At 64.3% G+C, this 12,692-nt stretch carries 13 protein-coding genes; 5 read left to right on the top strand and 8 right to left on the bottom strand.

The window, feature by feature from the left end; all coding sequences use genetic code 11:
• Nucleotides 1–532 precede the first annotated feature (532 nt).
• Both trxA and mobA read left to right on the top strand, forming a co-directional pair.
• A complete protein-coding gene (gene trxA, locus C8D92_RS07550) occupies nucleotides 533–859 on the top strand; it encodes a thioredoxin TrxA (protein ID WP_095612197.1) in 327 nt (108 codons plus the stop codon).
• 78 nt (nucleotides 860–937) lie between these two features.
• Entirely contained in the window at nucleotides 938–1,513 is a 576-nt protein-coding gene (gene mobA / locus C8D92_RS07555) for a molybdenum cofactor guanylyltransferase MobA (protein WP_116918952.1), read from the top strand.
• A 172-nt stretch (nucleotides 1,514–1,685) separates the two neighbouring features.
• Here mobA and C8D92_RS07560 read toward each other — a convergent pair whose 3' ends face one another.
• Genes C8D92_RS07560 through moaB form a run of 4 tightly spaced genes read right to left on the bottom strand, consistent with a single transcriptional unit; the run spans nucleotide 1,686 to nucleotide 4,200 of the window.
• A complete protein-coding gene (locus C8D92_RS07560; RefSeq protein WP_116918953.1) occupies nucleotides 1,686–2,147 on the bottom strand; it encodes a molybdenum cofactor biosynthesis protein MoaE in 462 nt (153 codons plus the stop codon).
• A 2-nt stretch (nucleotides 2,148–2,149) separates the two neighbouring features.
• The gene (moaD, locus tag C8D92_RS07565) at nucleotides 2,150–2,410 is read right to left on the bottom strand and encodes a molybdopterin converting factor subunit 1 (protein ID WP_116918954.1); all 261 of its coding nucleotides are present in this window, start codon (nucleotides 2,408–2,410) and stop codon (nucleotides 2,150–2,152) included.
• Nucleotides 2,407–3,627, bottom strand: coding sequence for a molybdopterin molybdotransferase MoeA (locus C8D92_RS07570; RefSeq protein WP_116918955.1), 1,221 nt, complete (start codon nucleotides 3,625–3,627; stop codon nucleotides 2,407–2,409). Before C8D92_RS07570 ends, moaD begins: the two co-directional genes overlap by 4 nt.
• Nucleotides 3,628–4,200 carry a molybdenum cofactor biosynthesis protein B gene (moaB, locus tag C8D92_RS07575; RefSeq protein WP_116918956.1) on the bottom strand — a complete coding sequence of 191 codons (573 nt, stop codon included), beginning with the start codon at nucleotides 4,198–4,200 and terminating at the stop codon, nucleotides 3,628–3,630.
• A gap of 380 nt (nucleotides 4,201–4,580) precedes the next feature.
• On the opposite strand from moaB, the gene rho reads away from it, so the two are divergent.
• The 3 genes from rho (at nucleotide 4,581) to C8D92_RS07590 (ending at nucleotide 8,401) form a co-directional block, all read left to right on the top strand.
• Nucleotides 4,581–5,843, top strand: a complete 1,263-nt coding sequence (gene rho / locus C8D92_RS07580) for a transcription termination factor Rho (RefSeq protein WP_095611480.1) — start codon at nucleotides 4,581–4,583, stop codon at nucleotides 5,841–5,843.
• Between the two features lie 94 nt (nucleotides 5,844–5,937).
• Complete coding sequence (gene ubiD / locus C8D92_RS07585) at nucleotides 5,938–7,410, top strand: 4-hydroxy-3-polyprenylbenzoate decarboxylase (RefSeq protein WP_116919047.1); 1,473 nt, start codon at nucleotides 5,938–5,940, stop codon at nucleotides 7,408–7,410.
• On the top strand, nucleotides 7,400–8,401 hold the full coding sequence (locus C8D92_RS07590) for a 2Fe-2S iron-sulfur cluster-binding protein (protein WP_116918957.1): 1,002 nt from the start codon (nucleotides 7,400–7,402) through the stop codon (nucleotides 8,399–8,401). The genes ubiD and C8D92_RS07590 overlap by 11 nt, the downstream gene beginning before the upstream one ends.
• A 153-nt stretch (nucleotides 8,402–8,554) precedes the next feature.
• Here C8D92_RS07590 and C8D92_RS07595 read toward each other — a convergent pair whose 3' ends face one another.
• The 4 genes from C8D92_RS07595 to hemC are packed head-to-tail and all read right to left on the bottom strand — an operon-like array spanning nucleotide 8,555 to nucleotide 12,654.
• Complete coding sequence (locus C8D92_RS07595) at nucleotides 8,555–9,790, bottom strand: heme biosynthesis HemY N-terminal domain-containing protein (protein WP_116918958.1); 1,236 nt, start codon at nucleotides 9,788–9,790, stop codon at nucleotides 8,555–8,557.
• The gene (locus tag C8D92_RS07600; protein WP_116918959.1) at nucleotides 9,787–10,929 is read right to left on the bottom strand and encodes a uroporphyrinogen-III C-methyltransferase; all 1,143 of its coding nucleotides are present in this window, start codon (nucleotides 10,927–10,929) and stop codon (nucleotides 9,787–9,789) included. The genes C8D92_RS07595 and C8D92_RS07600 overlap by 4 nt, the downstream gene beginning before the upstream one ends.
• An 8-nt stretch (nucleotides 10,930–10,937) precedes the next feature.
• Nucleotides 10,938–11,732 (bottom strand): uroporphyrinogen-III synthase, encoded by a 795-nt coding sequence (locus tag C8D92_RS07605; protein ID WP_116918960.1) that lies wholly within the window; start codon nucleotides 11,730–11,732, stop codon nucleotides 10,938–10,940.
• Complete coding sequence (hemC, locus tag C8D92_RS07610) at nucleotides 11,713–12,654, bottom strand: hydroxymethylbilane synthase (protein WP_116918961.1); 942 nt, start codon at nucleotides 12,652–12,654, stop codon at nucleotides 11,713–11,715. Before hemC ends, C8D92_RS07605 begins: the two co-directional genes overlap by 20 nt.
• Nucleotides 12,655–12,692 lie beyond the last annotated feature (38 nt).

Genomic DNA, 12,692 nt, shown 5'->3' on the forward strand with positions numbered 1-12,692 from the left:
TTGAAATCCTCTTTTCCGGCCTTACGTCAGTGGACAGAGCGCGACATGATCGGGCTCCGGGGGTGTGGGCTCTAAGGAAGTGCTGATCAATCCCCGCATGCCTCTGCAAGGTCTGAAGCGTGCAGAAGCAAGGCGCCGTTCGCCGGGAAGGGTCATTCCCTTTCCAAGGACGGGAACTCCGCTTATGCGCGCTTCAGGCCTTGCCCGGAGGGGCCCCGGGACGAGCTCAGTCTCTGCGTTGCGTTCGTTCGACAGGCAACCAGCCTGCCTTCGCGACCGCGCCTTGAGCCTGAACTCGTCCCGGAGCCAGAGGCACGCGGGGATTAATCAGCACTTCCTCAATGCGCCAACTATAAGCGAAGAATCGCCGGGCTGTCAGCCATCGCGGTGCGCGCCGCCATGATGGCATTTCGGGACTTCACGACCGATAGACAGATCGCGTAAAGTGTAGAGCCATTAACGATAAGCCAGACGGCTTCCATTCGGAACACCGCGCCTCGCGAAGGCGCCGCCAAATGCGGGTAGATGACCAATGAGCGAAAACATTGTCAGCGTCACCGACGCTTCTTTTGATCAGGAAGTCCTCCAGTCCGACACACCGGTCCTCGTGGACTACTGGGCCGAGTGGTGCGGTCCGTGCAAGATGATCGCCCCGGTTCTGGAGGAGATCGCCGACGAATACGACGGCAAGCTCAAGATCTGCAAGCTGAACATCGACGAGAACGAGCAGACGCCGCCCCGTTTCAACATCCGTGGCATTCCCACGCTGATGCTGTTCAAGGACGGCAACGTGGATGCGACGAAGGTGGGCGCACTGTCCAAGTCTCAGCTGGCGGCGTTCCTCGACAGCAATCTCTGATTGCCGTCATGATGCCGTTGAACAAAAAGCCGCGCGGGGGCGACCCTGGCGCGGCTTTTTTGTGCCCGGAGTGGAGCGATGCGGGACGTTGAACTGACCGGTCTGCTCCTGGCCGGCGGCGAGGCGCGCCGGCTGGGGGGACGGGATAAAGGCCTTGTCCGCTGGCAGGGTGAGCCGATGGCGGCGGCGGTGGTTCGGGCGATGCGACCGCTGGTGGCTTCGGTTGTGGTCAGTGCGAACCGGTCCCGGGCCGACTACGAGGCGCTGGCGGACGCCGTGGTGGCGGATCCGGCGGACTGGTCGTGGTGCGGGCCGTTGGCTGGGTTGCTGGCCGGGCTGAGAGGCGCGCGATCCCGTGGCGCGTCGGCGGTGCTGGTGTCGCCCTGCGACACGCCCTCGGTCACCGTGGACCTGTTTGAGCGGTTGCTGAGTGCCTGGCGGTGTGCTCCGGAGCGAGCCGTGTTTGCCCGAGCGGACCGGGATCATCCGCTTCACGGGGTTTATCCCGTGTCTGTGATTCCCGTTCTTGAGGAGGCACTGTTGGACGGTGAGCGACGGGTTATGGCGTTTACCCGGTCGATTGATGCAGCGCCAGTGGATGTGCTGGACGCGGTCGACCAGTTGCGCAACCGGAACCGGCCCGAGGACTTCTAACCACCTAATATTCAGAGGTTCCCCGGGCGTCTGCGCGGTAGAAATCGTGCCAGGCGAGATCGTCCCACTGCGAGGCCATTTTGATGGTCATTTGAGGCGCATAGTGGTTCTATGTAACGACAATGAGCGCTCAAAAGGGACCGCAGTGGGGCGGTCGTAGCGGTGCGACTTTCTACCGCGCAGACTCCTGGGACCATCGGTTGGCACGGGTTCGATCACTCTCCTTCTGCTCCACCCACTGCGACGACCCATCCCGGGTGATTTCTTTCTTCCAGAATGGCGCGTCCGTCTTGAGGGCGTCCATCAGGAATTCGCAGGCGGCGAAGGCGTCGTGGCGATGGGCGCTGGCAACGCCGACGAACACGATCGGGGCCCCCAGCGGCAGGGTGCCGACCCGGTGAACGATGCGCACGGCCTGAATCGACCAGCGCCCCCGGGCCTGCTGGACCAGCCCCTCGATGACCTGTTCGGTCATGCCCGGGTAGTGTTCGAGGAACAGGGCCGTCACATCCTCCCGGTCCCCGCCGGCCCGGACCAGTCCGGTGAAGCTGGCAATGGCACCGGTCTCGCCTTCGGCATTGAGTGCCGCAATTTCTTCGCCGCTGTCGAATGGCGCTTCCTGCACGCGAATCATGGTCAGCCTCCCGTCACCGGCGGGAACAGGGCGACTTCATCCCCGTCTCGCAGTCTCTGATCGCGCCCGGTCATGGTCTGGTTGACGGCAATCATCAGGCGCGGCTCCTCCGCGAGCGCCGTCCACGGCGCCCCTTCTGATGTCAGTATGTGAATCAGCGCGTCGATGGTCTGATCGGCCGGCAGCGTCAGGGTTCGCTCGCCCGTTCCAATGGTTTCCCGCAGCCGGGCGAACAGGCGCAGGGTGATGGTGATGTCGCTCATCGCAGTAACTCGCTGAACGGGTAGTAGGCCACCGGTTCGCCCCGGGCAATGGCCGTCTCCTCGGGCACCACGGCCAGTCCGTCCGCCCAGCAGGCGGAGCTGAGCATGCCGGAGCTCTGGTTGGGGTGCGGGACGAGAGCGGTTGTCTGGCCCTCGTTGTGGACCTGCACCCGAAGGTATTCCCGGCGCGGGGCCTGTCGGTCGTGGTCGAAGCCGGCCGGCAGGAACAATGGCTGGACCTGCGTGGGTGTCTGACCCCGAAGCTGGCGAATCAGCGGCGCAACGATCATCGCAAATGTCACCAGCACGGCGGCCGGGTTGCCGGGCAGGCCCAGCATTGGCGTGTCGTTGATCCATCCGGAGGCCAGCGGCTTGCCGGGTTTGATGGCCAGTCGCCACAGGTCGATTTGGCCCAGAGCGTCCATGGCGGTGCGCACATGGTCTTCGTCACCGACCGAGACACCACCACTGCTGAGGATCAGATCCGCCTCTCCGGCGGCCTGTTCCAGAGCGTGCCGGGTGTCGTCGAAGGTGTCCGCCACGTCGCCGGTATCGACAATCTCACAGCCCATGGCGTTGAGCAGGCCCCGGAAGGTGTCCCGGTTGGTGTTGTAGATGGCGCCCGGTGGTAGTGGGCGGCCCGGTGGTGTCAGTTCGTTGCCGGTTGTCAGGATGGCCACCCGGAGCGGGCGGCGGACGCTGACCTCGGCAATGCCAATGGATGCGAGCAGTCCGAGCTCCTGCGGCCGCAGCCGGGTGCCGGCGGCCAGCGCCTGTGCCCCCTGGGCGAGGTCCTGACCCCGGGGGCGGATGTTCTGGCCTGGGGTTGCGACGCGCTCGGTGGTCATGCCGGCCTCCGTAATCGTGGCGTGCTCCTGCATGACGACCGCATCCGCGCCGTCCGGAATGGTGGCGCCGGTGAAGATGCGGGCCACTGTTCCGGGTTCCAGCGGTGCGGGCGAGTCCCCGGCGGCGATGCGCTGGCGAACCGGGCGAGGCGTGTTGCCCGATTCGCCGGAGCGGACGGCGTAGCCATCGACCGCGCTGTTGTCGGCGGGCGGGACGTCCATCGGAACGGGGATGTCGTGGGCGAGGACGCGACCGAGGCCCTCTGACAGCGGGACGTTTTCCGCGGCGGGGGCGCGCACGGGCTCTGCCTGTTGCCTTATCCGGTCGAGGGCCTCATCGACCGGTGTGAGTCTGTCCGTCGGGGCCATTCAGGCACCCTCCGCGCCGGTGTCCAGCGCCTCGTCGATCCGGTGAAGCGGCCGGTCGGGCTTGCGGCTCAGCAACGCGGCGAAGTTGCAGGGGCGGAAGCGACTGTCGAGCTGGTCATGCACGATGCCTTCCCAGCCATCCCGGCAGGCGCCGGTGGAGCCGGGCAGGCAGAAGATGACGGTGTGATTGGCCAGTCCGGCCACGGCCCGGGACTGAATGGTGGATGAGCCAATGCCATCCACCGACAGGCGCCGGAACTCCTCGCCGAAGCCGTCGATGGTCTTGTCGAACAGCGGCGCCACAGCCTCCGGCGTGCTGTCGCGCTCGTGAAAGCCGGTGCCACCGGTGATGAGGACCGCCTGGATGCCCGGGTCCGCGATCCAGCGTGCCACCAGCGCCCGCATCAGGTAGATGTCGTCGGGGAGCAGGCGACGGGCCACGACGCGGTGTCCGGCTGCATTGGCCTGGTCGGTCAGGTACTGTCCGGAGCTGTCTTCCGCCGGGCCGCGACTGTCGGAGATGGTCAGAACGGCAATGTTGAGGGCCTGGAACGTGGTATCGGTTGCCGGCATGATCGGGCAGTTCCTTTGTTGTCTCAGGGAGTTACTACCAGTCTACGTCGGCCGCTTTGCTGTTGTATATCTCCGAAAAGAGGTATTTCCTTGCATCACCTGCCAGAGTTGTCTATAAAGGCGGATACCTGCCGATGCTTCCAGTTGGAATCCCCTTGAATGGTCACAACCCGGGTGGTTCTTCCGGTCGACAGAGCAGGGGTAGTAATGGCCTGTTGAACTGCTATAATGCCCGCCATTGCTTCCATTGAGTCAAGCCGTATTGGCGCCCGCCTAACGGTTTCTGTCCCAGAATTGAAAAGCGTCAAGTGAGTTGTCAGGGGGCAACCCTGTCTTCGCGAACCTGACTGATATTCCACTCCGAACTGTCAAAACATTCTATGAATCTGACCGAACTCAAGCAGAAGGCCGTCCCGGAACTGCTGGACATTGCCGCGGACATGGGGCTCGACAACCTGGCCCGGTCCCGGAAGCAGGACGTGATCTTCTCGATCCTGAAAAAGCACGCCAAGAGCGGCGAGGACATCTACGGAGACGGTGTCCTGGAAATCCTGCAGGACGGTTTCGGGTTTCTGCGGTCGGCGGACGCGTCCTACCTCGCCGGTCCGGACGACATCTACGTGTCGCCGAGCCAGATCCGCCGCTTCAACCTGCGCACGGGCGACACCATCGCGGGGAAGATTCGCCCGCCCAAGGATGGTGAGCGCTACTTTGCGTTGCTGAAGGTCAACGAGATCAACTTCGGCAAGCCCGACAGCGCCAAGAACAAGATCCTCTTTGAAAACCTCACGCCGCTGTTTCCGGATGAGCGACTCAAGCTCGAAGCGGGTAACGGCAGTACCGAGGATCTGTCGTCGCGTGTCCTGGATCTGGTGGCGCCGATCGGTAAAGGCCAGCGTGGCCTGATCGTCTCCCCACCCAAGGCGGGTAAGACGCTGTTGATGCAGAACATCGCCCAGTCGATCACCCGGAACAATCCGGAATGCCACATGATGGTGCTGCTGATCGATGAGCGCCCGGAGGAAGTGACGGAAATGTCACGGACCGTGCGCGGCGAAGTCGTTGCATCAACGTTCGACGAGCCGCCGGCTCGTCACGTCCAGGTCGCCGAAATGGTCATTGAGAAGGCCAAGCGCCTGGTCGAGCACAAGAAAGATGTGGTGATTCTGCTGGACTCCATCACGCGTCTGGCCCGGGCCTACAACACGGTCATCCCGTCCTCGGGTAAGGTGCTGACCGGTGGTGTCGACGCCCACGCGCTGGAAAAGCCAAAGCGGTTTTTCGGTGCGGCGCGGAACGTCGAGGAAGGCGGCAGCCTGACCATCCTGGCGACGGCTCTTGTGAACACCGGCTCCAAGATGGACGAGGTGATCTACGAGGAGTTCAAGGGGACCGGCAACATGGAGGTCCACCTGGATCGCCGCATTGCGGAAAAGCGGGTCTATCCGGCGCTCAACATCCGGGGTTCCGGCACTCGCCGCGAAGACCTGCTGATGCCGGAGGACGAGGAACAACGCATCTGGATCCTGCGCAAGCTACTGCACTCCATGGAGGACGATACGGCCGCTGTGGAGTTCCTGCTGGACAAGCTGCGGGATACCAAGACCAACGAAGAGTTCTTCCAGTCCATGAAGAAGCGCTGATTGCGCGCCGGCCCCGGCGGATATGCTGCCGGGGCCGGTCCCTCACCCTCTCATCGTTGCCTCCGATGCCTTCTTCGGGCCACAGGATGCCATCATGAAATACCGTGACCTCCGTGACTTCATCGACCAGCTCGAGCAGCGCGGCGAGCTGCGTCGCATCACGACCGAAGTGGACCCTCACCTGGAAATGACCGAAATCTGCGACCGCACGCTGCGGGCGGGCGGTCCGGCTCTGTTATTCGAGAATCCCAGGGGCAGCGATGTTCCCGTTCTGGGGAATCTGTTCGGGACGCCGGAGCGGGTTGCCATGGGGATGGGCGAAGAGGACGTCACCAGCCTGCGGGAGATCGGCAAACTGCTGGCGTTTCTCAAGGAACCGGACCCGCCCAAGGGCTTCCGCGATGCCTGGAGCAAGCTGCCGATCTTCCGTCAGGTCATGTCGATGGGGCCGAAGATCAAGCGCTCGGCGCCCTGTCAGGAGGTGGTGGTAGAGGGCGGGGACATCGACCTGTCCCGCTACCCGATCCAGCATTGCTGGCCCGGGGATGCCGGGCCGCTGATCACCTGGCCGCTGGTCGTCACCCGCGGCCCCCACAAGGAGCGCCAGAATCTGGGCATCTACCGACAGCAGGTGATCGGTCGCAACCGGGTGATCATGCGTTGGCTGGGGCATCGGGGCGGCGCGCTGGATTTCCAGGAGTGGCAGGCCGAGCATCCGGGGGAGCCGTTCCCGATTGCTGTGGCGCTGGGTGCCGATCCGGCCACGATTCTGGGCGCCGTGACGCCGGTGCCGGACGCGCTGTCCGAATACGCCTTTGCGGGCCTGCTGCGCGGCAGCCGAACAGAGTTGGTCCAGTGTCAGTTGTCCGATCTTCAGGTGCCGGCGAGTGCCGAGATGGTGCTCGAAGGGCACATCCATCCGGAGGACATGGCCGAGGAGGGGCCGTTCGGGGACCACACGGGGTATTACAACGAGGTGGAAACCTTCCCGGTGTTCACCATCGAGCGCATTACCCATCGGAAAAACCCGATCTATCACAGCACGTACACGGGGCGCCCACCGGACGAGCCGGCCGTGCTCGGGGTGGCGCTCAACGAGGTCTTCATTCCGATCCTTCAGAAGCAGTTCCCGGAAATCGTCGATTTCTATCTGCCGCCGGAAGGCTGTTCTTACCGGATGGCTGTCGTGACCATGCGCAAGCAGTACCCCGGCCATGCCAAGCGGGTGATGATGGGCGTATGGTCCTTCCTGCGTCAGTTCATGTACACCAAGTTCGTGGTGGTCGTTGATGATGACGTCAACGCGCGTGACTGGCGGGATGTGATCTGGGCCATGACGACGCGCATGGACCCCAAGCGGGACACCACCATGGTCGATAACAGCCCGATCGACTACCTGGATTTTGCCTCACCGGTCTCCGGTCTTGGCTCCAAAATGGGGCTGGACGCGACCACAAAATGGGCCGGTGAAACCGACCGGGAGTGGGGGCGTCCGATTGCCATGGATCCAGCCGTTAAGGAACGGGTGGACGCGCTCTGGCCCGAGCTGGGGAGCGATGACCACTGAGTCGGCAGGCTGGCCGGTACGCATTCTGCCCGCCGATATTCCTTTCCGTGGCGCGCCGGACACCGATCTGCTGACCGGCGCGTGCCGGGCCGGAATCAATATTCGCTGGGCCTGCCGGAACGGCGTCTGCGAGCTCTGTGAGGGACAGCTCGTCGCCGGCAAGGTACTGAACACCCGTTCTGGTACGCTGGTATCAGCGCCCTCGGCGATTGTGCTGTGCCGCAGCCTGCCCCGAGGGCCCATCGAAGTGGAGATGAACACCGTTATGGCCGCAGGCACCCATACGCCTCAGACGGTTCGAGCAACCGTCGACCGCATTACGCCCCTGAGCGACGACGTCTATCACGTGGTCCTCCGTATGCGCCATCGCCCGGCATTCCATGCCGGCCAGTACCTGTCGATTGAGCGTGATGGGGAAGAGCCATCCTACTTTTCCATTGCCAGCAGCCCCTCCCGTTCCGGTGTTGAACTGCACATCCAGGCCGACCCGGACGGTGGGTCCGCGCAGGACATCATGCAGGCGTTGCGCAGTGAGCGTGCGGTGACTCTGAACATGCCGGGAGGGAAGGCGTGCCTGGACCATGTGCCGGACGACCCGCTGGTGCTGGTGGCGGCAGGCACCGGCTTTGCCCAGATGAAGAGCGTGATCGACTACCTGCGCGATCATGAGCGACAGGCGCCGGTCTGGCTCTACTGGGGGGTGCGCAAGCATGAGGATATGTATCTGAGAGCCCAGGCCCGGCAGTGGCAGGACGAGCTGCCGTGGTTCCACTTCATTCCGGTCGTGGGTGACGACGCCGACAACGACTGGTCCGGCCACCACGACCAGCTCGCTCGTGCCGTGGTCGCCGGCAGCCACCACTGGCACCACAGCCAGGTGCTGGCCAGCGGCTCTCCCGCCATGGTTTACACGCTTCTGGATGCGCTGGTGGATGCGGGTCTGCCGGAAGACGCCTTCCTGTCGGACGTGTTCGAGTACGCGCCCCGGTAGTGCGTCACGAAGGAGAGGAGTTCATGTAGCCGATGTCTCCGACTTCGGAGTCGCCCGCCAGGGCGACCAATCTTTGCTCGCAACCACGGGGGCTTTCCGTGGCTAACCGGTCTTTTAAGATCGGCGCATCCCGCGCGAATCGATGACGTCGGATCACGCCTTCGGCATCGGCAGATCCGGCAGCCCGCTCTCCTTCAGCAGGTTCTGAACCAGCGTCCGCTGGCTGGTGTCCTGGTCGCCCATGTGGGCGTTGAGCCGGCTCAGTTCGGCCAGGGTTTCCGGGCTGCGACGCAGTCGAAGGCTGGTCTCGAAATATTCCCGGGCTTTGCCCCAGAGCTCATTGCGAAGGCTGAGACGGCCCAGCGCCAGTAGCAGTTCCGCATTATTGGGGCGGTCCTGCAGCCAGCGTTCGGCCACCAGCAGCTGTTCGTCCGGCTTGGCCCCTTTGACCCGTCCGTAGAGGCTTACCAGGCGGTCACTCCAGTGATTGCGCATTACCTTGCGAAGCAGTGTTTCCGCCTGATCGTCATCTCCCAGCGACGAGAGCTGACGGGCGTAGTCGGCGATGGTCACCTCGTCCCGACGCATGGAGCCGGGGAGTTCGTCCCACAGCCGCACCAGAGGTGTCAGATCGCGGGACCCGGCCGGCTGACGGCGGATGTCATCGGCGGCCTGCTGCAGCAGGTTGTGCCAGGTTTCCCGTTCCAGGCTGTCGAGCTCTTCGGCGGGCAGAAGCGACCGCTTGCGCAGTTCCGGTAGCAGTTCGGAGAGCTCCCGCCAGTCCTCCAGGCGCTGATAGACCGACTTGAGCAGTTTCATGACGAACGGGTGATGAGGCGACTGCTTGCGAAGGCGGATCAGTGTGGCGAGCGCCTGTTCCAGACGATTGCCGGCCAGTTGAAGCTGGGCCTGTGTGATACCGACGGCCAGTTCGGAGCCGGGGGTGCTTTCAAGAGCCTGGCGCAGGTACTCGTCCACCGCATCATGGTCGCCCGTTTCGAACGAGGCCTGGGCCGATGCCAGGTAGTTGATCAGTGGGGTGTCCGCCCGTTCCGCGGCGCTGGACAGCAGCTTGCGGGCCCGTGGCCAGTTGCCTTCCGCCAGCGCCAGCAGGCCCTGTGTCGTGCGGCGACGTGCCCGGCGCTCCGCGCTCTGATTGAGCCAGCCGGTAATAGCACCGGTGCCGCCCTTCAGGCGCCGGGCAAACACCAGAATGAACTGGAGAACCAGCGTGATCAGCAGCAACAGCAGCAGGCCGACCCAGAAGTTGGTTTCCACCAGGTACGGACCCAGGCTGATGCGAATGTAGCCCGTGTCGTACTGGAATCCGAGGCTGAGCAGGCCGCCAATCAGCAGGGCGGCCAGCAGGATCAGGACAACCCGCATCATGATGACTCGCCCGTCTTGTTGTCGCTGTCGCCGTTGCTGTCGGCCTCACCGTCCCGGTTGGTGGACAGCCGCCCTTCCAGGCGTGCCTTCAACAGGGACAGGGAGCGGCTGATGTCCGGCAGTTCCGGGTTAATGTCCCGGGACTGGAGTTCGTCCAGCGTCTTCTGCAGGGCGCGGACCGGGGCGTGGGTGTCGTCGTACCAGTTATTGAGCCACGTGTCGGCCTTGCCAAGCGCCCGTTCATAGAGCGTCTGGTTCCCGCGTAGAACGGCCAGCTCGGCCTCTTCCAGCATCAGACGCAGGTTGAGGCGGGCATAGGCGCTTTGCTGGGGGGAGAGCAGGGGTTTTACGGTTTCGTCCATGCGACGGATGGTGATGGCGTCATCCAGGCTGGCCAGCAGCTGCCGCCATCCCTGCGACAACGCGCTCTGCGATGAGTCGCGGGCATCGTCGCCGGACTGGCTGAGTGTCAGCGTCTCTCCGTCGACATCGATGTCCCGGGTGAGGGCCTGTTCTGTCAGGTCGGAAACGGTGTCGATGGCCGCCTCTAACGTGAGGTACAGGCCCGTGCGGTCCACCGTCTCAATCGACTTGAGGGCCATGATCTCCCGGGCAACCGCTTTGCGGACCGGGAAAACGCCGGGATCGTCGGTGGAAGCGAGCACCTCGTCGGCGGATTGAAGCGCCGCCATTGCCCCCTCGTAGTCGTTCTCGATCTGCAGGCGCTGGTTACCGATGCGCAGCAGGTATTCAGCTTCGGCCAGCAGCCAGTCGGTGCGGGTCCGGTTGCCCGCGTCAAGCAGCGCCTGGGCGTTGTGGTCGATCTGGCGTGCCTGCTCACTCAGTGTTTGCTGCTGCTGATTGAGCTGCTCGCGAAGGGACTGCACCTCGCCCCTCAGCCGGTCGCCGGCGCGACTGGACTGCCGGTCGAGCCGGTCTGTCGTGTCGGTCAGTTGCCCGACACGCTGCTGCAGCTGCTGGCGGTCCTGCCACTGAACCCAGTTCCAGGCGCTGAGTGCCAGCACCGCCATCAGGGTCAGCAGGGTGAGGGCCCACAGGGGCCAGAGCCGTTTACCGCGCGGTGTGCTCGCGCTGTCGGTGGTGGCGGGCAACTGGTAGGTGGTGTCTGATTCGGTCACAGGTGTCCTTACTCGGTTGTCGGGTCGTTGTTCTGAAGGCCCCGGAGGCAGCGGGCGATGCCGTCGTGATCCACCGAATCCGGCGTCACGACGGTCTGGAAACCGGCCTCACGGGCCTTTTCGGCGACCCGTGCTGCGGGAACAAGCAAGGTACGCTGCCACAACGCCGCGTCGGTATTCTTACCCAGTGATACCAGATTGTTCAATGTTTCCACGGACAGTACAACCACCGCCTGGGGGTCAAAGCCGACCAGGCTGTCTCGAACGGTCTTGTCATCATGCCGGATGGGAACGCGTTCATAGAGGACCATTTCATCCACCCGGCCGCCGCGCTCGGTCAGCGCGTGGCTCAGCAGGCCCCGCCCGCCCCGGCCCTTGGCGATCAGAATCCGGTCGCCGTCCAGCTCCTGAAGGGCGTCCAGTGCCAGCAGGGCCTCGCTCGTGTGGCCAGCATCGGGAGTGGTGACGGGCAGGCCGGCGGTCCGCAGGACATCGGCGGTGCCCTTACCGACGCCGTACCAGTGGAGCTGGACCGGCCACTGCGGCCACCAGTCATCCGCGACGTTCACGAAAGCGCGCGCAGCGCCTGGGCTGACGGCAAACACGTGCTGGTAGCGGTCGAGTTCCTGAATCAGGGTGCGGCGTTCCGGGCTGTCCGGCACTGATCGCCGTTCCAGCAGTGGCAGACACCGTGTGGTGGCGCCCTGATCTGCCAGTCTCGTTGCCAGGCGGTCGCCCTCGGGCTGGGGCCGGCAGATCAGAACGCGCCAGCCGGCCAGCGGCTCAGTGGACGTCGTAGCCATAGATGTTGGCCAGAATCCGGTCGGCCCCCATGGAGAGCAGGTCTTCGGCCAGCTCGGTCCCCAGCTGGACGCCGTTGTGCCGGTGGATACGGCCTTCCACGCGGTGAATGGTCTGACCGTCGACAGAACCGACCAGCCCCCGCAGCCACAGCCGGTCGTCGTCTTCGAGCAGGGCGTAGGCGGCGATGGGGACCTGACAGCCGCCGTCGAGCCGTTTGTTGATCGCGCGCTCGGCGTGAACACGATCCGATGAGTCCGCATGGTTGAGCGGTTTGAGCAGGTCGATCAGTTCCCGGTCATCCGTGCGGCATTCGATTCCCAGCGCGCCCTGACCGACCGCCGGCAGGCAGATGGTGTCCGGCAGGCAGTAGCGGATGCGTTCCTCGAACCCCAGCCGGCGCAGGCCGGAGCTGGCCAGCACGATGGCGTCGTACTCGCCCGCATCCAGCTTGGCCAGGCGTGTGTTGACGTTGCCCCGCAGTGTGCGCACGGTCAGGTCCGGGCGATAGGCCCGCATCTGCGCCTCCCGCCGCATGCTGGAGGTACCCAGCACGGCGCCTTCCGGAAGCTCGTCGACCGTATCGTAGTGATTGCTGATGAAGGCGTCGGTGGGGTCGCCCCGCTCGCAGATGGCGACCAGGTCCAGCCCCTCCGGGAAGGTCATCGGAACGTCCTTCATGGAGTGCACCGCCAGGTCCGCCCGACCGTCCAGCATGGCGTTTTCCAGCTCTTTGACGAACAGGGCCTTGCCGCCAATCTTGGCCAGTGGCACGTCGAGGATCTTGTCCCCCTGGGTCTTGATGCCCAGCAGTTCCACCTCGATGTGGTCGTGCAACCGCTCCAGCTCGGCCTTGATGTGTTCGGCCTGCCAGAGGGCGAGGGCGCTGTTGCGGGTGGCGATGCGAAGCGTTCGTTTGGCCATGGCGTGTGTTCGGGTCCTGTGCGTGTTGTGTGTCAGCG

Origin of the sequence: Tamilnaduibacter salinus, assembly GCF_003096655.1 — a bacterium.
GTDB classification, from domain to species: Bacteria; Pseudomonadota; Gammaproteobacteria; order Pseudomonadales; family Oleiphilaceae; genus Tamilnaduibacter; species Tamilnaduibacter salinus.